At 67.4% G+C, this 20,439-nt stretch carries 21 protein-coding genes and 1 riboswitch; of the genes, 6 read left to right on the forward strand and 15 right to left on the reverse strand.

Annotation, left to right across the window (positions count from 1 at the left end):
* Positions 1–47: 47 nt before the first annotated feature.
* Genes QQZ11_RS06685 through QQZ11_RS06695 form a run of 3 tightly spaced genes read left to right on the forward strand, consistent with a single transcriptional unit; the run spans position 48 to position 3,561 of the window.
* Positions 48–1,964, forward strand: a complete 1,917-nt coding sequence (locus QQZ11_RS06685; protein ID WP_284549433.1) for a hypothetical protein — start codon at positions 48–50, stop codon at positions 1,962–1,964.
* Positions 1,961–2,845 carry a hypothetical protein gene (locus tag QQZ11_RS06690; RefSeq protein WP_284549434.1) on the forward strand — a complete coding sequence of 295 codons (885 nt, stop codon included), beginning with the start codon at positions 1,961–1,963 and terminating at the stop codon, positions 2,843–2,845. The genes QQZ11_RS06685 and QQZ11_RS06690 overlap by 4 nt, the downstream gene beginning before the upstream one ends.
* Complete coding sequence (locus QQZ11_RS06695) at positions 2,842–3,561, forward strand: hypothetical protein (protein WP_284549435.1); 720 nt, start codon at positions 2,842–2,844, stop codon at positions 3,559–3,561. The genes QQZ11_RS06690 and QQZ11_RS06695 overlap by 4 nt, the downstream gene beginning before the upstream one ends.
* A 2-nt stretch (positions 3,562–3,563) precedes the next feature.
* On the opposite strand, the gene QQZ11_RS06700 is transcribed toward QQZ11_RS06695, so the two are convergent.
* The 3 genes from QQZ11_RS06700 to QQZ11_RS06710 form a co-directional block, all read right to left on the reverse strand.
* Positions 3,564–3,944: a hypothetical protein gene (locus QQZ11_RS06700; protein WP_284549437.1), complete on the reverse strand. Its 381-nt coding sequence runs from the start codon at positions 3,942–3,944 to the stop codon at positions 3,564–3,566.
* A 94-nt stretch (positions 3,945–4,038) separates the two neighbouring features.
* Entirely contained in the window at positions 4,039–5,445 is a 1,407-nt protein-coding gene (locus tag QQZ11_RS06705) for an HNH endonuclease signature motif containing protein (protein ID WP_284549439.1), read from the reverse strand.
* Between the two features lie 74 nt (positions 5,446–5,519).
* Positions 5,520–6,167 carry a TetR/AcrR family transcriptional regulator gene (locus tag QQZ11_RS06710; RefSeq protein ID WP_284549440.1) on the reverse strand — a complete coding sequence of 216 codons (648 nt, stop codon included), beginning with the start codon at positions 6,165–6,167 and terminating at the stop codon, positions 5,520–5,522.
* A gap of 136 nt (positions 6,168–6,303) precedes the next feature.
* On the opposite strand from QQZ11_RS06710, the gene QQZ11_RS06715 reads away from it, so the two are divergent.
* On the forward strand, positions 6,304–6,951 hold the full coding sequence (locus QQZ11_RS06715) for a DUF4386 domain-containing protein (protein ID WP_284549441.1): 648 nt from the start codon (positions 6,304–6,306) through the stop codon (positions 6,949–6,951).
* 25 nt (positions 6,952–6,976) lie between these two features.
* Here QQZ11_RS06715 and QQZ11_RS06720 read toward each other — a convergent pair whose 3' ends face one another.
* The 4 genes from QQZ11_RS06720 to QQZ11_RS06735 all read right to left on the reverse strand — a co-directional run bounded on the left by QQZ11_RS06720 (position 6,977) and on the right by QQZ11_RS06735 (position 10,136).
* A complete protein-coding gene (locus QQZ11_RS06720) occupies positions 6,977–7,462 on the reverse strand; it encodes a glutathione peroxidase (protein WP_284549442.1) in 486 nt (161 codons plus the stop codon).
* A 60-nt stretch (positions 7,463–7,522) separates the two neighbouring features.
* Positions 7,523–8,395, reverse strand: a complete 873-nt coding sequence (locus QQZ11_RS06725) for a phytanoyl-CoA dioxygenase family protein (protein WP_284549443.1) — start codon at positions 8,393–8,395, stop codon at positions 7,523–7,525.
* 75 nt (positions 8,396–8,470) lie between these two features.
* Entirely contained in the window at positions 8,471–9,184 is a 714-nt protein-coding gene (locus tag QQZ11_RS06730) for a PIG-L deacetylase family protein (protein WP_284549444.1), read from the reverse strand.
* 49 nt (positions 9,185–9,233) lie between these two features.
* A complete protein-coding gene (locus QQZ11_RS06735; protein WP_284549445.1) occupies positions 9,234–10,136 on the reverse strand; it encodes a phosphatase PAP2 family protein in 903 nt (300 codons plus the stop codon).
* A 40-nt stretch (positions 10,137–10,176) separates the two neighbouring features.
* Between QQZ11_RS06735 and QQZ11_RS06740 the strand changes: the two genes are divergently transcribed.
* Both QQZ11_RS06740 and QQZ11_RS06745 read left to right on the forward strand, forming a co-directional pair.
* Complete coding sequence (locus QQZ11_RS06740; RefSeq protein ID WP_284549446.1) at positions 10,177–11,919, forward strand: pyruvate dehydrogenase; 1,743 nt, start codon at positions 10,177–10,179, stop codon at positions 11,917–11,919.
* A gap of 32 nt (positions 11,920–11,951) precedes the next feature.
* The gene (locus QQZ11_RS06745; protein WP_284549448.1) at positions 11,952–12,839 is read left to right on the forward strand and encodes a TIGR01777 family oxidoreductase; all 888 of its coding nucleotides are present in this window, start codon (positions 11,952–11,954) and stop codon (positions 12,837–12,839) included.
* A 27-nt stretch (positions 12,840–12,866) separates the two neighbouring features.
* Here the strand turns inward: QQZ11_RS06745 and QQZ11_RS06750 are convergent, their stop codons facing one another.
* The 8 genes from QQZ11_RS06750 to QQZ11_RS06785 all read right to left on the reverse strand — a co-directional run bounded on the left by QQZ11_RS06750 (position 12,867) and on the right by QQZ11_RS06785 (position 20,296).
* On the reverse strand, positions 12,867–13,439 hold the full coding sequence (locus tag QQZ11_RS06750; protein ID WP_284549449.1) for a hypothetical protein: 573 nt from the start codon (positions 13,437–13,439) through the stop codon (positions 12,867–12,869).
* Positions 13,440–13,474: 35 nt separating this feature from the next.
* Entirely contained in the window at positions 13,475–14,002 is a 528-nt protein-coding gene (locus QQZ11_RS06755) for a cobalt ABC transporter (RefSeq protein WP_284549450.1), read from the reverse strand.
* Positions 14,002–14,754, reverse strand: a complete 753-nt coding sequence (locus QQZ11_RS06760) for an energy-coupling factor transporter transmembrane component T family protein (protein ID WP_284549452.1) — start codon at positions 14,752–14,754, stop codon at positions 14,002–14,004. The genes QQZ11_RS06755 and QQZ11_RS06760 overlap by 1 nt, the downstream gene beginning before the upstream one ends.
* Complete coding sequence (locus tag QQZ11_RS06765; protein WP_284549454.1) at positions 14,751–16,181, reverse strand: ABC transporter ATP-binding protein; 1,431 nt, start codon at positions 16,179–16,181, stop codon at positions 14,751–14,753. Before QQZ11_RS06765 ends, QQZ11_RS06760 begins: the two co-directional genes overlap by 4 nt.
* A gap of 24 nt (positions 16,182–16,205) precedes the next feature.
* Complete coding sequence (locus QQZ11_RS06770) at positions 16,206–16,883, reverse strand: ECF transporter S component (protein WP_284549457.1); 678 nt, start codon at positions 16,881–16,883, stop codon at positions 16,206–16,208.
* Between the two features lie 42 nt (positions 16,884–16,925).
* Positions 16,926–17,034, reverse strand: a riboswitch (TPP riboswitch).
* 25 nt (positions 17,035–17,059) lie between these two features.
* Positions 17,060–18,406, reverse strand: coding sequence for an ABC transporter substrate-binding protein (locus tag QQZ11_RS06775; RefSeq protein WP_284549459.1), 1,347 nt, complete (start codon positions 18,404–18,406; stop codon positions 17,060–17,062).
* 67 nt (positions 18,407–18,473) lie between these two features.
* The gene (locus QQZ11_RS06780) at positions 18,474–19,370 is read right to left on the reverse strand and encodes a carbohydrate ABC transporter permease (RefSeq protein ID WP_284549461.1); all 897 of its coding nucleotides are present in this window, start codon (positions 19,368–19,370) and stop codon (positions 18,474–18,476) included.
* Positions 19,367–20,296, reverse strand: coding sequence for a carbohydrate ABC transporter permease (locus QQZ11_RS06785; RefSeq protein ID WP_284549462.1), 930 nt, complete (start codon positions 20,294–20,296; stop codon positions 19,367–19,369). Before QQZ11_RS06785 ends, QQZ11_RS06780 begins: the two co-directional genes overlap by 4 nt.
* Positions 20,297–20,439 lie beyond the last annotated feature (143 nt).

Genomic DNA, 20,439 nt, shown 5'->3' on the forward strand with positions numbered 1-20,439 from the left:
GAGGGGTTTCGTCCTCGCCCGCGAGAGCGCTCCCGAGTGAAGAGGTCGTGGCTGAAGCGCCGCACTTCGGGGATGTTGCAGAGCACCTGCAACCCTCAGGCCACTGGGCGGTCTCGAGCGAGCCCTCCACCGGAGGACTCGCCCAGTTGGTCCACAAACCGAAGAGGTACGGGGAGGGTGACATCGACGGCTCGGGGGTGCTCAACCTCCTGGGTCGCTCGAAGTACGACCAGGTCGAGGTGTTGGTCCGCGAGACGGCCCAGAACAGCTGGGATGCTCGGGACAAGACTGGCCGTGGAGTGCAATTCGGGCTGCACCTTCACAGGTTGACGGCGCAACAGCGACAGGTTCTCCGGCAGCACGTCTTCCCGGAACTTCCACCCGCTCAATCGCTTGGCATTGCGAGGGAGTTGACGAAGCCGGAGGACGTCTGGGTCCTCGAGATCACGGACCGGGGCACCGTGGGCCTGGGAGGCCCAGTCCGCAACGACATCGTCGTGCCCCCCGATGTGACCACGAACTTCGCGGACTTCGTGCTGACGTTGGGGGCTCCGCGCGATCAGGAGTTCGGCGGGGGGACCTACGGGTACGGCAAGACGATCGCCTACACATCGAGCCTCTCGGGCGTCGTCCTGATCTCCTCGCGGACTCTGCACCACGGTCTCGAGCATCGCCTCATCGGATCGGGCATCGGTCAGCACTACGAGCACGGCAGCTACCGCTACACGGGTCGCCACTGGTGGGGAGTCGTGACGCAGGACGACCGGGTGGAGCCACTCACGGGGGAACCCGCCGAGAGACTGCACGACGCAGTGTTCGCCAGGTCGTTCGAGGAGGGTGAACGCGGGACCTCACTCCTGATCGTCAGCCCTGACTTCGGCGAGGACTCACCACGTCAGTACGCCCAGCGACTCGTGGACGCCGCGCTGACCAATCTCTGGCCGAAGTTGGTGAGGGATCCGCGTGCGACACCGTTCGAACTCCGGGTGTTCCTGGACGGTACGGAATTGCCGGTCCCCAATCCGGCGGCACACCCCGTCCTCCAGCACTACGTGTCGAGTCTGCACGCCGTCCGTTCGAAGCAGGGTGGGTCGCCCTATTCGTTGGGTCCCATGACAGAGGTCCATGAGGTTCGCGGCCCGTACTCGAGCGAGGTGGTCGGGCATGTGGCCTTCACCAGCTACCTGTCACTCCCCGGGATGGCGAGCTCGGACGGGGCCGACCTGAGCCTGGGCGACAGCACCTGCTGGATGCGAAAGGCCGAACTCGTCGTTCGCTACAAGAAGGGCTCTGCCAAGGCGACGGGCGACGTGGCGTGGGCAGGGGTGTTCAAGCCGGTTGATGCCGTGGATGACGCGTTCTCGAAGTCAGAACCTCCCACCCACGACGACTGGCTGCCGGCCTCGGTCAACGACAAGAAGCTGAAGTCGATCGTGAACATCGCGTTGAAGAACGTTGACACAGCGGTCGGTCAGTTTGTGACGCCCCCGACGGTGGCGGCTGGTCCGGTGACCGGACCGTCCGTCACAGCACTGGCGGATGCACTCGCCGGGCTCGTGGCAGGCGTCACGTCGAACCGTGTCACGTCGGAGGGCAGTGGTGGCCGCGAGGGTTCCAAGAGCTCCTCTCGAAAGCTGCGGCTCTCGGTCGTGGACTGGGAGGCGAGTGAGGTGTTCGACGATGGCGGGAGGGAGTGGCGCCTTCTGGTCCAGTGCGAAGGCCAAGGACCGGAGACGACGTTCGTTCCTGTGGTCTCCATCCGCCAGATCGGCGACGACGACCGTGATGAGGAGGCAGCGTACGTGTGTGGATGGGACTCGGGTCCTGACGTCCCTGAATTCATGTCTGAACCTGAGTTCCCACTGTTGCCGGCCACGTTCCGCTCAGGGGAACAGTTGTGGCTGCGTCTGGCAGGTGACGCGGACCTTGCGCTGTCGGTCAAGTTTGAGGAGGTGAAGACGTGAGCTTCGAGGTGATGCCACACCGGGTGATCCGGTCCGGCTCCCTGAACTGGGGTGCCTGGACATCACAACTCGGTCAGGGCGAGGTGATTCCGCTTGAGAGTGCGATGGATGGCTGGGATTACTCCGCTTCCATTCAGCTGGCAACCTCGCTGCGCTACGACCGTGCAGGCGTCTGTAGGGACTTGGCTGTGGCGGACGTCACCGCCTTGGCCTTGCAGCTGACCGTCGACTGCGCTGCCACACGCGGGCAATGGTCTGCCCAGACGTGGTTGGCTGCTGCAGATGGGGAGGGCAGAGTCACGGTCAGTCTGCACCTGCCCCCCGGATCGGTGGCGGATCGAATTTCGCTCGTTCGTTCGGTGGTGGCGTGCAATGAGCACTGGGAGCCAGCGATTCCGGCTGGCAGTTGGCTGGCCCGTGACGTTGCCAAAAGAGTCAGGGTCGAGGGAGACGGCGGTCGCTTCCCCATCGAGGCCATGTCGTTCAGTGGACGTCGTTACGAGGGGGCGCCTTGGAGGTTCGACTTGGACTACACCGACTTGGATGACCCGATGGTGGCCGCCTTCGTGCTGTACGTGAACACCGACCATGAAGCGTCTGCCACGCTTCTCGCGCAGAAGGCGAAGACCACTCCTGCGTTGCGAGTGATGGTTGAGTCTGACTACTTCGAGACGTTCCTCGACGACATTGCGCGCAGGCCCGAACTGGACCCTCCCACCAACCCGGATCCCGAGTCGGTGTGGGCCGTCCTGGACGGGCAGTGTCAGTTGCGGTTCAAGCGAGACCTCGGCTCCATGCTCGCGATCTGGCGAGAGAGCCCGATCGAGGGGCGATCAATCGTGCGAGGGAAACTCAAGTACCTGACGGGGCTGTCCTCGTGACGAAGAACCTGTTGATGCCGCACCTTCCCGATGGCCCTGCCAGGGAACTCCTCCATCAGTACCGCAACGACGGCGGATCCCTGAGAGACCGAGTGCAGTACGGGCACAGGCGTGCTGTGCCTGTCGCGACCGGTGGCACGAGGGCCACTCCTGACGACATCAGGGAGTTGCGTGATCGCGTCATGGCCGATGTCGGGGATCTGCTCGGGCCTCATCGAGTGAGGCACAGCGAATTGGATGCGACCCTTGGACGGAGCTTGGTTGACCACCTCCCTTGTTCCGATTCCCAAGCAGCCCAGAGGTACATGTGGCAGTTCCTCACGGTCGTGGTGTTCCCGGACGTGCTGAAGGTCCGGTTCCCGGACCTCCCTGACGATCGCGGCTTGGGGAAGCCGTTTCGGAACCTTCTCTGGCGAGCGTACGGACGCGAGATCCTGTTGGGCCCATTCATTCATGGGCAGGAGGCGCCCTTGGGTGAGGACGAGTTGGTCCAGCTGGCGGAGAGGTCGGCCTTGGCGCGCATCCCACACGTCGCACAGGCGTGTGCTGAGGTGATCCTCGAACAACGCCTACCCAATCGCCCCGACTCCTTCACGCGACCGCTCATGAAGTACGTCGGTCGACTCACCGGACCTCGTGATCTGGGCGTCTTGTCCCAAGGCAGGGTGAAGCAGTTGATCCGCCAGCAGGCGCGCCGAGTGCTGGACGAGATGTGAGCTCAGCTGACTCCGGGAAACGTTTCCCGGAGGACCCGAATCAGTTCTTGGGCAACGGACTGATTGAGTTGCAGGGATTGGCTGCTCTTGGGGTGGCTGATCCGGGAGTCGGAGCCAAAAGAGCTCAGGTGGAGATAGGACTGTCCGTCGTTGTCCGCGTGCCGGTTGAGCGAGGTGACGACCCGGTGACACCGGCCAGGCCTCACAACCTGGTAGAAGCAATCCACCTCGGTTGGGTCCACCCGCATTCTGTATGCCTCAGCGTTTCCCACCTCTCGGTACTCGGCGCTCATGGACCCGCCCAGAAGCCGGGCGAGATCGCGCTCGACTTTCGACGTCACAAGCTCGTCATAGAGGCCCTCGGGGCGGGAATTCTCGTCCACCCCAGCAGTGTTCCAGGTGGGTGTGTCAGAACCAACGCGCCTGGCGCGAACGATGGGAAAAGGAGTGGCCATTTCTCACCCCAACGGTTGGCACTCACGTCCGCAGCAACGCCACCAGCATCCGCTCCACCCACGACTGTGCATCAGGATCCTTCATCATGGAGGTGTGATCCGGGGTGCGCATGTAGCGATAACCCAGGGGTGACTCCCACTCGAACACCCCGGGACTCGTCTGGGTGACCCGCCACCCGCCGAGGGTCTTGGCCCGATGCTCGCGGCGAGTGAGCGGCCCCAGATTGTCGGGGCGGGTCTGCCCCGCAGGCCCACTCGTCGAATAGGGCACGGTGTGATCCTGATCGAGTCGCCGCGATCGTCTGGTCGAATGGGGGAACACCGAGGTCGGGTTCCGAATATCGAGCAGTTCGCGCATTCGTCCGGGCACCTCGTAGGCACTGGACGGCAGCACCGACGCCGTGTCCAGTACCGGGCGGACGGTGACCCGGCCATGCCCCAGCCACTGTCGTACGGTGGCGACCAACTGCGGCCCGAAGTGCGACGTGCGCGCCACTGCGGAGTCCCCGCTCGCCAGCGCGTCCTGGGCGATGTGCACCACCAGCTCCATCCTGGGGAGCAGACGGTCGGGATCAACTGTCACCTGTCCGCACAGATGACCCCGGAAACCCGCCGACGGGCACTCCCTCTGTTCCTCGGTCTCGAGTCCCCACGGCAGGACGTCGGCCTCGTCAGCGATCGCGCCCTGCAGGATCTGCAGCGCGCGCGCCGGCGTGGCCAGCAGCCCCAAGGACTTCGAGAGTCGCACCGCCCGACTGCTGGTGTCACCGGCGCGTCCCAGTTCGGTCGCCAACCTGTTGAGCTGTGCCTCAAGGAAGGCGGCGTCGGCCTTCGAGAGTCGCGCGTGCAGCTCGGTCGTGCGCTGATTCTGGACGAAGGCGACGCCGCGACTCGCCAACTCCTGATCGCCGGCCGCCACCTCGCGCGGGGCCTGGAGCATGAGCACGGAGGCCTTGACGTGCTCGATGAAGGCCGTGGGGGACAGTCGCCTCCACTCGGCCGGCAACGTGGACGACAGGCGTCGCGCTTGGTCCAGCGGGAGTTCGGTGGTGGCGTGGGCCACCTTTTTCGCCACCCAGACGGGCATGCTCAGACGGTGGACCAGATCCCACACGTCGGGGAACCGATGGTGCAGGTCAAGTGCAGTGGCGATGACCGAGAAGCCAGACTCCGGACGCATTCCCAGTCGCGCCGCGTACTCCAGGTGGCAGAACTCAGGCACCTCGGGCGTGCCATCGCTGGCCAACCGCGTTCGGCGCTCGCGGTCCTCGTCCCCCTGATGACGTGAGGCGCAGGCTTCGGCGAAGTGAAGGGCGTGGACCAGCTCGTCCGCCTCGGCGCGACGTCGTCGATTCGACGCGACGACCGCTTCGTCCAGAATGCCGCGAAGCATCTGGTCGGTGAGTTCGTCGTCTGTGGCCATCCCCATGACCTCATTCTGCGCGCAGCCTCTGACATTTTTCTGTGGCGGATGGGACTCGAATCACCGCCGCATGGCAGCCATCATTCGGTCGCAGCCAGCCGCGCAATTCCATCGAGGATCAGGGTGAGGGCGAACTCGAATTCGAATTCCTCGTCACACGCCTTTCCGGGACGCCGCCCCTGCGCGTCCATGGCCACCGCCATGATCCCCGGGAACTCCGAGGGGTGAGGTGGTGGCCCTGCCTGCTTGGACGTGGGTGGACGGGTCTCGTCGAACATCTCAGGGCTGAACCCCCAGATGCGGTTCCCGAGGGTGTGCATGGCGTGGTGCACCAGATTCGCGTCCAGCCCGCCGGCCAACATCGCCGAGGTCAGCGCCTCCATGTGTCTGAGCACCGCGGTCGTCCGGGTGGTGCGCGTCTCGATGGCGCGGCGTAGCCAGGGGTGTTCCAGCACCCCGGCGCGGGCTGCCATCGTCCGCTCCCTGACCACGCCTTGCCAATCATCCGAGTCAGGCTCCGACGCGGTGAATCCCTCGATGACGGAGTCGACCATCCCGTTGACCAGGTCTTCCTTGTCGGCGACGTGCTTGTAGAGGGCCATGGGGACGACCGACAGGGTCTCCGCGAGCCGGCGCATGCTGACGGCCTCAAGCCCCTCGGCGTCAGCCAGCGTGATGGCCGACGCGAGCACGCGGGATCGGGTGAGGGGGACGCGTGGGGTGGGCATGGTGCTCTCGGTTCCTGGGGGCGACACGTGCCATGTACCCGTGGCCCAGACGGCTGTTGACGTGGTGGACACCGTACACCTACCCTCGATCCATCAAAGGTGTACGCCGTACACCCGCCACGCACAGGGAGACACCATGCCATCGCGACGCCTTGAGGTTCTGACCGGCCTGCTGTACTTCCTCACCCACGTGACCTCGGTGGCCGCCGTGTTCCTCTACGGGGGGTCGACGACCGACCCGACTGCGCCCCTCGCTGGGCGAACCAGTGTGCTCCTCGGTGCAGCGCTCGAGATCCTGCTGGCTCTTGGCGTGACCGGCACGGGCATCACCGTCTTCGCCCTGTTGCGTCGGCGGTCGTCTGTGGTCGGCGCTGGCTATCTGGCGCTGCGAACGTTGGAGGCGTCGGTGATCCTGGTCGGCGTCGTGGTGCTGCTCCCGATCGTGGCACTGCCGGCAACCACCGCCGCGCCCGCGCTGTCGTCCGAGATCAGCACTGCGCTGAAGGCAGTGCACGACTGGACGTTCCTGGTCGGGCCCGGACTGGTCGTGCCCTTCCACACGGCGCTGCTCGCTGGGTGGTTGTGGCGCACCCGGCTGGCGCCCCGATGGATAGCGGCGCTCGGCGTCGTCGGGGGCCCGCTGGTGGGGCTCGCGAACCTGGCAGTCATGTTCGGGCTGCCCCAGGGGGCGGCAGCGGAGATCCCGGTGTTCGCGTGGGAGATCTCGTGGGCCGTCTGGCTGATCGCCACGGGGCTCCGAATCCGCGCTGCCCAGCCAGCGTGAGGGTCTCCGGCAGGGACGGCCGGGGTCAGCCGAGTTGCGCCTCCACGGCTGTCACCACGGCCGGGTCGTCGGGGGTGGTGCCGGGACGGAAACGCGCGACCACGTCACCCGACCTGCTGACCAGGAACTTCTCGAAGTTCCACTGGATGTCACCGGCCTCGCCTTCGGCGTCCTTGGTCTCGGTGAGCACCTGGTAGACGGGATGACGGTCGGGACCGTTGACCTCGATCTTGCTCATCATCGGGAAGGTCACGCCGTAGGTGAGCGAGCAGAACTCCTCGATCTCCTCCGCGGTGCCCGGCTCCTGCCCACCGAACTGGTTGCAGGGGAAGCCGACCACGGTGAGACCGCGGTCGGCGTACTCCTCCTGCAACTTCTCCAGCGCCCCGTACTGAGGGGTCAGCCCGCACTTCGAGGCAACGTTGACCAGCAGCAGCACCCGTCCGGAGTAGTCGGCCAAGGTGGTCGGCTCCCCCGAGAGGCGGGTGAGGGGGATGTCGTAAAGGCTCATGCTGCGAGGCTACGCGGGGTCGGCGGGGCCACTCTCGTCCGTTCGCCAGAGGATGAAGCCTCACTCGTGCTCGAGCGTGTTGCCCTCCAGGCCTTGGTCCTCGATCACGGGAACTCCGTCGCGGTCGACCCAGACCCCGCACGAGCCGCCGCCCTCGGAGATGCCGATGGCGTACTCCGACCCGTCGCGGCGCAGCATGGGGGAGTAGAACTTCGACACCTTCTCGGCGTCGCCCTGGATGTAGTGGCCGATCAGCGAACGGCGGAACCGGTCGTCCGTCGAGTTGGGCGTGGAGCCGTGCACCACCTGACCGTTGAAGAACAACATGTCGCCGGGCTGCATCGTCATCGTCACCGGGCTGACCCCCTCGGGCAGCGGCACCGTCACGTCGGTGAACGAGGCGGACGTGTCGGCCTTCACCGTGCACAGCAGCGGCCAGGTCTGCGACCCCGGCACCACCATCAGGGCCCCGTTGTCGGCATCGCACACGTCGAGCGCGAGCCAAGCCGCGCAGCAGGTGCTGGGCTCGGCGCGCAGGTAGAAGTTGTCCTGGTGCACGGCCTGACCGCGCGCGCCCGGAGGCTTGAAGTAGAGCATCGTCTGGACGGCGTACGGATCCCCGCCCAGCAGCGCGTTGAGTGCATCGAACACGCGCGGGTCGAGCAGGAACTCTCGCGACAGGTCGTCCCAGCGATGCATGTGGATCATTCGCGGGTACCGCTTCAGCGGGTCGAACTCGCCACCGCCCTCGACCCCTGCGTAATCGCCGTCGTGGGTGCCCTCGGCATTGAGCTGCATGTAGTGCTCGCGGAAGCGCTCGATCTCCTCGGCATCGAAGAGTCCCCGCGCGATCGTGTACCCGTCGCGGTTGAACTGGTCGAGTTCGGCCTGCGAGATTCCCCGCACGATCTGCTGCTCCATGGTGTCTGTCATGCCATCAACGCTAGTCGAGTGAAAGAGCTCACACATGGACGATCCGACGGGGCGGCCGGGTGAATGGCCGACTCGTCAACGCATCTCGAAGACGCGGAACGCGACGGCGTGATCGGCTCCGACGATCTGCCCGGCACCCGCCAGTGCCTCGGGGATGAACTCCGACGGAACGGGGTGATTCGGCAGGTCTGCGAGATAGGCCGCGTGGCACTGGAGGGACGCCACCGCACGGTCGACGTCGGCCCGGTCGACCACCACGGCGTGGGTGGGGGTGGAACCCGTGACCAGCAGCCGGGTGACGGCGTGGGGCTGGAGGCCCTCGGCGATCAGTTCGGGGAAGATCCACCTGTTGCCTGCGGCAGCGATCGCGTCGACCACGCTCAGCCCGGCCACGCGGTGGTCGGCCTGGTTGAGGCCTCCCCACGTCGGTTCCACGTCCCACGTGCTCGTCAGCACGGTGTCCGGTTCGAACCGCCGGATCTCGCGCGCGATGTCACGGCGCAGGTCGAGCGTCATCTCGAGCACGCCATCGGGATGGTCAAGGATGGTGAGTTGGTCCACCCCGACGGTGGCGCAGGCCGCGCGTTGCTCCTCGGGACGAACCCGGGCCGCCTCGTCCGGGGAGCGCTGCATACCCGCCTCGCCGTGGGTGAGCAGCAGGTAGGCGACGTGAACGCCGGAGTTCGTCCAATGGGCCACCGCCGCTGAGGCGCCGTACTCCATGTCGTCGGGATGGGCCACCACGCACAACACGCGCTTGACCTCGGCGGTGAAGGTCTCGATCTGCATGCGGTGGACGCTACGCGATGTGGCGGTCACGGCGAGGTCGCGATGGTGGCTATCCGCGGGCCTGGTCGCGATCGTGCTTCCCGGCCCCTTCCTTGGCGGCCCGACGCCTGCCGGCGCCCTCCTTCTCCAGACGATCCTTCTCGGCCTGGTCCCGCTCGAGTTCGGCGACCTGCTCGTGGTAGCGGTGATGGGTCAGTTGCAGGCGATGGGCAGTGATCACCAACGCCAGCCATGCCGACCCGATCAGCCAGCCAGCCATCACGTCCGAGGCCCAGTGATGGCCGAGGTAGACGCGGCTGAACCCCATGGCCGCCGCGTAGAGCACGGCCAGCACGATGATCAGCACGCGCGTCGTCTTGCGGCTGGCACGGGTCAGCAGCACGTAGGCGATGATCCCGCCGATCACCACCGCGTTGGTGGCATGCCCGCTGGGGAAGCTGAAGGATCGCTCGTAGGGAGGCACCGCGTCGACCAGTGGGGGACGGGCTCGTCCGACCGAGAGCTTGCCGCCGAGCGTGATCGCCAACGACCCGGCGCCGGCCAGCAGCCCCAACACGATCGGGGTGGGGGTGCGCCACCTCCATGTCATCAGCCCCAGGCTCACCACCGCCACCACGGGAGTGACGATGGGTCCGCCGATGTCGGTGAACCACGTGACTGCCTGGGCGACGCCGCCGGGCCGGTGGTGCACCGCCCAGTGCAGCATCGGCTGGTCGAGCGGCGAGAAGGCCCCGACCCCCTTGATCTGCTCGTAGACCTCGCTGGCCAACCAGACGAGTCCCAGGACGAGCACCGTCCCGCCGATCGCCAGGGCCCATGCCACCAGCCGCCACGTCGTCAGCTGGCCGGCCCTCATCACCACCCGGGCGAGCCATCGGCCCATGGGGGTGCGCCAATGGGTGAGGTCACGTGCGCCGATGGACTGTTCGAACGGCCGGTTGGTCAACTCCATCGCACCAGTATCGACCGAACGGGCAACCTAGGATCGGCTCATGGCGACCAAGATTGCAGACCAACTCGTGCAGCAACTCGTCGAGGCCGGGGTGCGCCGCATCTACGGCATCGTCGGCGACTCACTCAATCCGGTGGTCGACGCCGTGCGTCGAACCGGCGGTTCGGCGAAGGGCGGCATCGACTGGATCCACGTGCGGCACGAGGAGGCGGCCGCCTTCGCGGCGGCCGCCGATGCCCAGCTGACGGGCGAACTGGCCGTGTGCGCCGGCTCCTGCGGGCCCGGCAACCTGCACCTGATCAACGGGCTCTACGACGCCAACCGCAGCCACGCCCCCGTGCTCGCCATCGCCTCGCACATCCCCAGCCAGCAGATCGGCATGAGCTACTTCCAGGAGACCCACCCCGACCGACTGTTCAACGAGTGCTCGGTCTACTCCGAGATGATCTCGTCCGCCCAGCAGTCACCGAGGGTGGTGGCATCGGCCATCCGCCACGCCGTCACCCTGCGGGGGGTGTCGGTGATCACCCTCCCGGGGGATCTCGCCGACCGCGACAGCGTCGGCGTCGCCCCCAAGTACGTGCCGGCGGCGCGTCCCACGCTGGTGCCTGGTGACGAGGTCGTCCACGAACTGGCGACCATGATCAACAAGGCCAAGAAGGTGGCGATCTTCGCCGGGGCCGGCGTCGACGGCGCACACGACGAGGTGATCGCCCTCGCGGCCAAGCTCAACGCCCCCATCGGGCACTCGCTGCGCGGCAAGGACTTCATCCAGTACGACAACCCGTTCGACGTCGGCATGACCGGGCTGCTCGGCTATGGAGCCGCCGCCGAGGGCATGCAGGAGGCCGACCTGCTGCTGCTGCTCGGAACCGACTTCCCCTACGAGCAGTTCCTGCCCGACGTGGCCACCGTGCAGGTCGACTGCCACGGCGAGGTGTTGGGTCGCCGCACCGGGGTCGACCTGCCCATCCACGCCGACGTGCTGCCGACCGTCACCTCGGTGCTGCCCCTGGTCGACAGCAAGGACGACCGGTTCCTCAGGTCCACGCTCAAGCGGCACGACAAGCTGATGACCAAGGCGGTCGGCGCCTACACCCGCAATGTCGAGCGCCACAAGCCCATCCACCCGGAATGGGTGGCCTCCATCCTCGACGAGTTGGCCGACGACGACGCCATCTTCACCGCCGACACCGGCATGTGCAATGTCTGGACGGCCCGCTACATCAATCCCAACGGACGCCGCCGCCTGATCGGCTCCTTCCTGCACGGGTCGATGGCCAACGCCCTGCCCCACGCCATCGGCGCTGCCGTGTCGCACCCCGGCCGACAGGTGATCTCGGTCTCGGGTGACGGCGGACTGGCCATGCTGCTCGGTGAACTGGTGACGGTGGCCGCCTACGACCTCCCGGTCACCGTGGTGGTCTTCAACAACTCCACCCTCGGCATGGTCAAGCTCGAGATGTTGGTCGACGGCCTGCCCGACTTCGGCACCGACGTGCCGATGGTCGACTACTCCAAGGTGGGTGAGGCGATCGGCTTCCAGGCGCAACGGGTGGACGATCCCCGTCAGGTGCGGGAGGCGCTCGCCAGGGCGCTCAAGCACCATGGGCCGAGTCTGGTCGAGGTGATCACCGATCCCAACGCGCTGTCGGTGCCGCCGGGAGTGACGGGCGAGCAGTTGTTCGGGTTCGCCACGGCCATGAGCAAGATCGTGCTCAACCGTGGCGCCGGTGAGGCGGTCGCGATGGCCAGGTCGAACCTGCGCAACATTCCCCGCTGAGGCCTGCCCACGGGCTGATTACAGTGGGCGGCATGCGCATCGCCATCGCCGGATCCCACGGACTCATCGGTCACGCCCTCACCCAGCGCCTCCGTTGGAGCGGACATGAGGTCGTCCGGTTGGTGCGATCGGAACCCATCTCACCTGACCAGCGCGCATGGAACCCGTCCGGGGGAACCATCGAGGGCCCGGGCCTCACCGACGTCGACGCGGTGGTGAACCTGGCCGGGGCGGGCATCGCCGATGCCCGTTGGACGCAGTCCCGCAAGCGCGACCTGCGCAGTTCCAGGATCGACACCACCCGCACCATCACCGCGGCTCTGACCGAGTCCGAGCGGTGCCGGGTCTTCCTGGCGGGTTCGGCCATCGGCATCTACGGCGATTGCGGTGACCGTGAACTCGACGAGAGCAGCCCGGTCGGCGACGACTTCCTCGCCGAACTGTGCCGCGACTGGGAGGCCGAGGCCGACCGCGCTCCCGAGCACGTCCGGGTGGTCAACCTGCGCACCGGGCACGTGCTTGCCTCCACCGGTGGCCTGATCGGCAAGCAGGCGCTCATCTATCGCCTGGGTCTCGGTGGGCGGATCGGCGACGGTCAGCAGTGGGTGAGTTGGATCTCCCTGCGCGACCACGTCGCCGCCACCGAGGCGCTGCTCACCGCCGAGCACCACGGTCCGGCGAACCTGGTCGGCCCCGAGCCCGTCCGCAACATCGAGTTCACCAAGGCCCTGGGGCGGGTGTTCCATCGTCCGACCGTGCTGCCCCTTCCGCTGCCGGTGGCGCGCGCGGCGTTCGGCCAGGAGATGGTGAGCACGGCCATGGTGGCGAGCCAGCGCGTTCGTCCGGCGGTTCTCGGACGGATCGGCCACCAGTTCCAGGACACCACCGTCGACCAGGCACTGACCCACCTGTTCGGCTGACCCGTCACCCGTCACCCGTCGCGGGGCTCAGAAGGGGCGGGGACGAACCCATGCGTCCTTGACCGCGGGAATGACGCAACACAGGAAGCTGGCCAGGGCGCCGACCGGAACGGCCATCGCGCCCAGCCCCGCGCTCGCCCCGTCGGTGGCGCTGAGCCCGATCAGCAACAGCCCGGACCAGCCGGCCAGCAGCACACTGCAGATGATCATGAGCACCCACAACACCTGCCCGACGAGCCTGGCCAGCCCGGCCAGCAGCACCAGCGACATGCCGGTCAGGGCGAGGAACATGGCCACGTAGACGACCACCGGTCCGGCCTTGTCGCCCAGCAGGTGGGGGCGGAACTGCGACAGGGTGGGGCCGCCCGACCAACGACTGGTCGCCGAGGGTGGCTGCACGAACGGAAGGACGAGCCCTCCGACGAGGACCAGAACGCTGACGCAGACCCACGCGACACCGAAGACCCGCAGCGGACGTGACCGGGGTCGGGGCATGGCCGGACGAAGTGCCCACGAGCCCTGCTGGGGCCCCCCGCCACCCACGTGCGGCGGAGGCAACTCCCCGAGGGGCACCGGTGGGGGAGGTTGGGTTGCACTCATCGTGCTCTCCACTCTAGGGCCGTCCCCAACCCGCCTCAGGCCGGCATCGGGAGCACCAGCCGGGCCAGCCGCCACGGCTGGTGCCTGCGCCAGTGGTCATGTTCCTGGTCGGCCCAGACATCCCACCATGGACGAAACCCGTCCCCGTCCCGCTCGAGGGCCCGGCGCTTGCGGGTATGGGCGTCCAGTTCGCACCAGAGCGTGGCGGTGGACAGGGCCGCGCTGGCCGGAGTGAGGGCACCGCACCCCTCGATCACCAGGTCGCCGTCGGCGGACACGTCGACCCATCCCGAGCGGCAGTGGTGCTCCCAGTCCCACGTGGGGTGCCCCTCGCCGGCGATGATGCCCGGCAGCCACTGCTGCGCCGCCGCCAACCCGTGCCAGCCGGGGTAGACCGCGTCGAGGCTCACCAGCTGCGCCCCGAGGTCGTCCGCCAGTCGGCTCGCCAGGCTGGTCTTGCCGGCTCCGGAGCCGCCGTCGATGATCGCCACGGTTCGTCCACCGGTCGGACGGCGGGACTCCACCCAGGCGGCCAGTCCCGGCCAGGGCGCTGCGCCGGACATCAGTAGACCCACGCCGTACCGAACCCGACAGCGGCGACGACAGCGAGGATCGCGACCAGCAGCGCCAGACCGAAGGCGATGGCATCGATCCGGCCCAACCGGGAGGGACGGGCCCAGGTACGCGGCGCGCCGCCGAAGCCGCGGGCCTCCATCGCGGTGGCGAGCACGCTGCCCCGGCGGACCGCGAAGACCAGCAGGGCGAAGGACATGGTGAACCAGCGGCGCAGGCGGCCCGCGTCACCCAGTCCCCGGGCGCGCCGGGCGTGGGCGAGGGCCTGCCAGTCCTCGGTGAACAGGCCCACCATGCGCGCTCCGGCGACGGTGCCGAGCACGAATCGCGGCGGCAACCGCAGTACCTGTGAGAGGGCGTCCGCGAGCCGGGTGGCGTCCATGGCTGAGCCGAGCACGATCGCCGACCAACCCAGTGCGAAGACGCGAAGCACCACCGCGGCGGCGAGCACCAGCGACTGGTCGGAGACGACGGCCGGTCCCAGACGCCACCAGACGTGTCCCCCGACCTGTCCGTAGAGAGCCATCGAGGTCGCACCGATCGGGGCCACGACCAGCAGGGGAACGCTTCGGCGCAGCAGGGGCACGATGGGCACCCGTGCCGCGACCACCGTCACCACGAGTGCTGCCAGCACGACGGTCGCCGAGAGCCAGTCAATGGTGACCACCAACGGCAGCAGCAGCACCAGCCCGATGGCCAGCGAGGTGACGGGATTGAGCTTCTCGAGCACCGGGGACCTCATGGTGCCGACACCCGCTCCCGGTTGCGGAGGTCGATGCGCCGCTGCCCCATCACGTCGATGAAGGGCTGGTCGTGGGTCACCTGCACGAGGGCGTGGCCGTCGTGGGCGAGCCCCATCAGCAGACGCACCAGGTCGTGCCAGGTGGTGCGGTCCTGCCCGAAGGTCGGCTCGTCGACCATGATCACCTGCGGACGAGCGCCCAACACCACCCCCACCGAGAGCCTCCTCTTCTCACCACCCGACAACGAGAACGGATTGGCCGCGGCCAGGTGGTCGAGATGCAGTCGTGCCAGCAGCTCGTCGACCTCGGCCCCGGTCGTGGCGGCCAGGGCCAGTTCCTCTCGCACCGTCGAGGTGACGAACATGTGTTCCGGCTCTTGGAACACGTAACCGATCCGACCGGCCAGTTGCCGCGACTTCCAGCGCAGCGGGTCGGGGGAGAGGCTGCCGCGCAGCTGCGGGTCTGCGCGAACGCTGCCCGAGATGGGACGAAGCAGTCCCGCCAAGGTCAGCGCCAGGGTCGACTTGCCGACGCCATTGGGTCCGGTGACCACGGTCGAGAGCCGTTCGACAGCGACCGTCATGGGCTCCCGCAAAGCGGTGTCGCGGCCGATCACCAGGTCGTCGGCCAGCAGGGGGGCGGGTCCCGATGCGGGGCGGTCATGGTCGAGCGGGTCCACGTCGACGGGCACACCCGGCACCCACACCCCGGCCGCCAGCAGCGACCGACGCTGGTCGGCGAGCACTCGGCCGATGGGCCCGTCGGCCAGCACGGTGCCCTCGGACGACAACACGATCACCCGGTCGACCAGCCCCGCCCAGGCCTCGACCCGGTGTTCGACGACCACCAGGGTGCGATGCCGGTCGGCGACCAGGGCCGCCACTGCGTCGACCACCTCGTCGACCCCGGCGGGATCGAGGTTGGCCGTGGGTTCGTCCAGCAGGACGATGTCGGAGCGCATCGCGATGGCCCCGGCCAACGCCAGCCGCTGCTTCTGACCGCCCGACAGGTGGGCGGTGGGATGGTCCCGTCCGACGTCGAGACCGACCCGGACGAGCGCATCGTCGACCCGGGGCCAGATCTGCTCGGCCGGAACCCTGAGGTTCTCGCAGCCGAAGGCCACGTCATCGCCCACCCGAGCGAGCACGATCTGGGAGTCAGGGTCCTGCTGCACGAGCGCCTGGTGACCGATGGTGCGGGTCGGGTGGCGTCCGTCGATCAGCAGTTGACCGGCCGATTCACCATCGTCACTGTCACCGAGCACCCCCGCGAGGGCACGCAGCACGGTGGACTTGCCCGACCCGGACGGGCCCAGCAGCAGCACCCGCTCGCCGGCCTCGATGGTGAAGGTGAGGTCGCGTACCGCCCAGGTCCGGCGGGCGGCATGCCGCCAGCCGAACCCTCGCGCCTCGATCAGTGCACTCATGTCAGGGCAGTCTTGGGTGCGGGATCAGACCCTCGCCCGGTGCTCGCGTCCGGCCGCAAAACGGTTCAGGGCACCCGATGCCGCCAAGGCTCGGGTGAGGGCCCAACCGAGGGCGCCGGCGAGGACGGCACCCGAGACCAGCAGGCAGCCCAGGTAGGTGAGGTTGAAGACCGCCGACTTGGCTCGGTTGCCGAAGAAGATGAACTCGTTGAGCCAGGCACCGGCTCCAGCGGCCGCGCCGGCCAGGGCGGCGACGGGCAGCGTGAAGCGGCGATACAGGAAGGCCAGGAAGACCAGTTCGGCCCCGAGACCCTGGAAGAGGCCCGAGACGACGGTCGACCAGCCCCACTGGTTGCCGATGGCGGCGCTGACGATGGCCGCGACCAGTTCGACCAACAGCGCGGCACCGGGGCGGCGGATGATCAGACCACCCAGCACACCGCCGAGCAGCCAGGGTCCGACGACCAGGCCGCCGACTCCGGGCGTGATCGCGTCGAGGGTGCCGAAGAGGGCCCCTCCGATGGAGTTCCAGATCCAGAAGACCAGCCCGATGGCCACGCCGAGGACGGCTGCGACGACGATGTCGACGACCCGCCAGCCCCGCTGGGTGACGGGGCTGGTCTGGTCCACCGCCGCGGGCTGGGTGGCGCCCGGGTTGATGTCGTCGGGTTTGGTGATGGGATTGGTGTGTGGGTTGGACATGTGTGCCTCCGATTCATCAGGGCACGGGTGGCGCCGACCTTCGGCGCGGCGAGATCATCTCCCTGCGCTGGCATGACCCAGATCAGGTTCGACGGTCGAGGGCGGCAGCCCTCCTCTCAGTCCGGTTCCCCGGACTCCCGTGTTGCTGAGGAGAGCATACCGCCCCGCATTGCCGGTCAGCCGAGCTTCGGCTTGACCTCCTTGGTGTAGATGCCCTCGAGAGTGGTCTTGAGCTGGTCGAAACGAGCCTGCGGCTCAGCCTTGCCGGTCATGACGTCGGAGCTGGCCATGCCGATCTCACGGTCTCCGCCGGGCAGGAACACGCGTGCGGTGTCCTGCACGCGGGTGTGCGCGAGCTGCTTGATGGCCTCCTGCGCCTGCGGACGCTCCTTGAAGACCGACGACATGTCGGCCGACTTGCGCACAGGCATGTAGCCGGTGGCCTGCGCGAACTTGGCGGCATTCTCGGGCTGGCCCATGAACTTCAAGAAGTTGGCGGCGGCCAACTGCTGCTCGGGCTTGAGGTTCTTCGGGATGCCGAGCCCAGCACCACCGGTGGGGCAGACCTGGTCGGTGGCCTTGGGGCCACCGGGCAGGAAGGCGACCCCGACCTCGAACTGGGCGGCCTCGAGGATGCCCACCAGGGAACCGGTCGAACCCACGGTGCAGGCGACGGCCTTCGCCGAGAAGTCGGCGGTGGCATCCTTGGCCGAGACCCCGGCCCACCTGCCGACGGAGTTCTTCGAGAAGGTGACGGCGTCGATCACGGCCTGGCTGTTGCAGGTGATGTCGAAGTCCTTCGACAGCTCGCCGCCCCAGGCCCAGATCTTGTTCTGCAGGGTCCAGGAATCGTAGTCGGCGGGGGCCGGGTGCTGGTAGACCGACTGGATGCCCGAGTTGGCCGACTTGATCTTGGTCGACATCTCCTCGAGTTCCTGCCAGGTCTTGGGGGCCTGCACGCCGGCAGCCTTGAACATCTCGGCGTTGTAGTAGAACAGCGGGGTCGACCGGGCGTAGGGAACGCCCCACTGCTTGTCGCCGTACTGGTAGTCCTTGACCAGGGAGTCCTGGTAGTCGGTGGCGTCGAACTCGATGGCCTTCATCAGGTCGTCGAGGGGGATGATCAGCTCGTTGATCATGTTGCGGAACCACCACACGTCCGACTGCAGGATCACGCCCGGCAGTTGACCGCCGGTCTGGGCGGTCTGGAACTTCTGGGCGACCTCTTCGTAGGAGGCACCCGCCGTGACCAGGCTCACCTTGGTCTCGGACTGCGAGGAGTTGAACGCGTTCACGATCGCGGTCTCGACGTCCTTGGACTTGCCTGGGTGGTTCGACCAGAACTGGATCTCCTTGGCCGGCTTGACCGACTTCCAGTCGACCGACTCGCTCGAAGACGACGCCGAGGCGCCGCCCGAGGTCGAGGGGCCACCGCACGCGGCCAGCGCGGTGACTCCGGCGGCAGCACCGGCGAGGCCGATGAAGCCGCGACGGTTGAGGTTCGCAAACTCGGGGAGGGACATGACGGACCTTTCGATGGTTTGACTCACGTGGTTGGTGCAGGGGTGGGTTTGTGGGTGGTGGGTGGGCTCAGTTGGAGAGGGAGCCCTGGGTGAGGCCCGCGACGATGTAGCGCTGCAGCATCGAGAAGACGACCAGCACGGGCAGGATCACCAGCACCGAGCCGGCCATCATCACGCCCCAGCCCTGCGGTCCGGACTCGTTCGAGGCGAGCAACGTCAGTCCGACCGGGAGGGTCATCTTGTTGGGGTCGGTCGTGATGATCAGCGGCCAGATGTACTCGTTCCACTCGCTGACGATGGTGACGAGCGCCACGGTGGCGATGCTGGGCCCCGACACGGGGACAACGATCTGCCACAGCCTTCGCCAGTGACCTGCACCGTCCACCTCGGCGGCCTCGAGCATGCTGGTGGGCAGGGTCTTGAAGTGCTGGCGCAGCAGGAAGGTACCGAAGGCGGTGCCGAGCCCCGGGAGCAGGATTCCCCAGTAGGTGTTCTCGCCCCCCATGGAGGCGATCAGCACGTAGTTCGGCAGGATCGAGACCTGGCTGGGCACCATCAAGGCGACCAGCACCAGCACGAAGATCACGTTCTTGAACGGGAATCGCACGAACACCAGTGCGTAGGCGGTGAGCAGGGCGAGCACGACCTTGATGGACGACCCGACCGTGGTCAACATCACCGAGTTCAGGAAGATGCGCCCGAAGGGGACGTTGCGCATCGCCTCGGAGTAGTTGGTGAACGCCCAGTGGTCGGGCAGCAGTTTCGGCGTGAGGGTGACGATCTCGTGCACCGTCTTGAAGCTCGACAACACCATGTAGAGAAGCGGAAGGGCGACCACGAGGGTGGCCAGCAGCAGCGGCAGGGCACCGCCGAGCAGGGTGGCGACGAGGTTCTTCAGCGTCCACATGCCGGGGAGTGGTTGCTCGACCAGCGCGCGACGGTCGGCGACGGGGGTGCTGGTCATGCGTAGTGCACCTTCTTCTCGACCCAGGCGAGCTGGATGACGGTGAGCGCCAGCAGGATGACGAACAGGATCACGGAGACGGCAGCGGAATAACCGGCCCGTTGGTAGGCGCCGAAGGCCTGCAGGTAGGCCTCGTAGATGAGTACGCGGGTGCCGTCCGAGGCGGGGGTCATGATCTTGATCAGGTCGAAGGCCTGCAGCGAGTTGAGGATCGTGGTGATCGTCAGGAACAGGGTGGTGGGGCCCAGCAGCGGCAGGGTCATGTGGCGGAACCGTGACCATCCCGAGGCACCGTCGATGGACGCGGCCTCCATCACGTCGGAGGGCATCGACTGCAGCCCGGCGAGGTACACCACAGCGCAGTAGCCGAGGTTCTTCCAGACGTAGACGATGATCACCATCACCAGCGACAAGCCGGGGTCGGAGAACCACTGCGGGCTGCTCAGCCCCATCCCACGCAGGTAGAACGACAGCACGCCATAGGTGGGGTCGAAGATGAACGACCAGATCAGGCCGACCCCGACACCCGAGAGCACGTAGGGGGCGAAGACGGTGGCCCGCGCGAAGGTTCGTCCCGGCACGGCAGTGTTGAGGGCGAGGGCCACCAACAGGCCCAGCAGCATCGAACCACCGACCGTGGCCAGGGCGAACAGGCCGGTGGTGCGCAGCACCAGGGCAGCGTCCCCACTGGTGAACCACTCGACGTAGTTGCTGAGGCCGATCACCGTGGCCGTGCGGGAGCCCAGCTGCCAGTCGAGAGTGGAGTACTGCAGGTTCACGATGAGCGGGCGGTAGGTGAACGCCGCGATCAGCGCCACATTGGGCAGCGCCATCACGGTGAAGATCAACGCGTCGCGACGATTGCGCGGGCTGGCGAAATACGGCCGCTTGCGGGCGGTGGTCGGTGCGGGTGCAGCGACAGTCATCGAGGGGCAACCTTCCGGACCCACCCGGTGGCGAGTCCTCGGCGAGTCCACCAAGGCCCCGTGGGCGCTACAAGACGACAAACGATTTCCGTGGTGAAGGTTCGCCGAGGGTTCACCGAAGGTGGGTCGGGCGTCCCGGAACT

Origin of the sequence: Aestuariimicrobium sp. T2.26MG-19.2B (assembly GCF_950101875.1) — a bacterium.
Taxonomy (GTDB): domain Bacteria; phylum Actinomycetota; class Actinomycetes; order Propionibacteriales; family Propionibacteriaceae; genus Aestuariimicrobium; species Aestuariimicrobium kwangyangense.

Coding starts and splice junctions, on each gene's coding strand:
- QQZ11_RS06705 (WP_284549439.1), bottom strand. CDS start 5,445: ATGGGGATGGCCACAGACGACGAACTCACCGACCAGATGCTTCGCGGC.
- QQZ11_RS06710 (WP_284549440.1), bottom strand. CDS start 6,167: ATGCCCACCCCACGCGTCCCCCTCACCCGATCCCGCGTGCTCGCGTCG.
- QQZ11_RS06715 (WP_284549441.1), top strand. CDS start 6,304: ATGCCATCGCGACGCCTTGAGGTTCTGACCGGCCTGCTGTACTTCCTC.
- QQZ11_RS06720 (WP_284549442.1), bottom strand. CDS start 7,462: ATGAGCCTTTACGACATCCCCCTCACCCGCCTCTCGGGGGAGCCGACC.
- QQZ11_RS06725 (WP_284549443.1), bottom strand. CDS start 8,395: ATGACAGACACCATGGAGCAGCAGATCGTGCGGGGAATCTCGCAGGCC.
- QQZ11_RS06730 (WP_284549444.1), bottom strand. CDS start 9,184: ATGCAGATCGAGACCTTCACCGCCGAGGTCAAGCGCGTGTTGTGCGTG.
- QQZ11_RS06735 (WP_284549445.1), bottom strand. CDS start 10,136: ATGGAGTTGACCAACCGGCCGTTCGAACAGTCCATCGGCGCACGTGAC.
- QQZ11_RS06740 (WP_284549446.1), top strand. CDS start 10,177: ATGGCGACCAAGATTGCAGACCAACTCGTGCAGCAACTCGTCGAGGCC.
- QQZ11_RS06745 (WP_284549448.1), top strand. CDS start 11,952: ATGCGCATCGCCATCGCCGGATCCCACGGACTCATCGGTCACGCCCTC.
- QQZ11_RS06750 (WP_284549449.1), bottom strand. CDS start 13,439: ATGAGTGCAACCCAACCTCCCCCACCGGTGCCCCTCGGGGAGTTGCCT.
- QQZ11_RS06755 (WP_284549450.1), bottom strand. CDS start 14,002: ATGTCCGGCGCAGCGCCCTGGCCGGGACTGGCCGCCTGGGTGGAGTCC.
- QQZ11_RS06760 (WP_284549452.1), bottom strand. CDS start 14,754: ATGAGGTCCCCGGTGCTCGAGAAGCTCAATCCCGTCACCTCGCTGGCC.
- QQZ11_RS06765 (WP_284549454.1), bottom strand. CDS start 16,181: ATGAGTGCACTGATCGAGGCGCGAGGGTTCGGCTGGCGGCATGCCGCC.
- QQZ11_RS06770 (WP_284549457.1), bottom strand. CDS start 16,883: ATGTCCAACCCACACACCAATCCCATCACCAAACCCGACGACATCAAC.
- QQZ11_RS06775 (WP_284549459.1), bottom strand. CDS start 18,406: ATGTCCCTCCCCGAGTTTGCGAACCTCAACCGTCGCGGCTTCATCGGC.
- QQZ11_RS06780 (WP_284549461.1), bottom strand. CDS start 19,370: ATGACCAGCACCCCCGTCGCCGACCGTCGCGCGCTGGTCGAGCAACCA.
- QQZ11_RS06785 (WP_284549462.1), bottom strand. CDS start 20,296: ATGACTGTCGCTGCACCCGCACCGACCACCGCCCGCAAGCGGCCGTAT.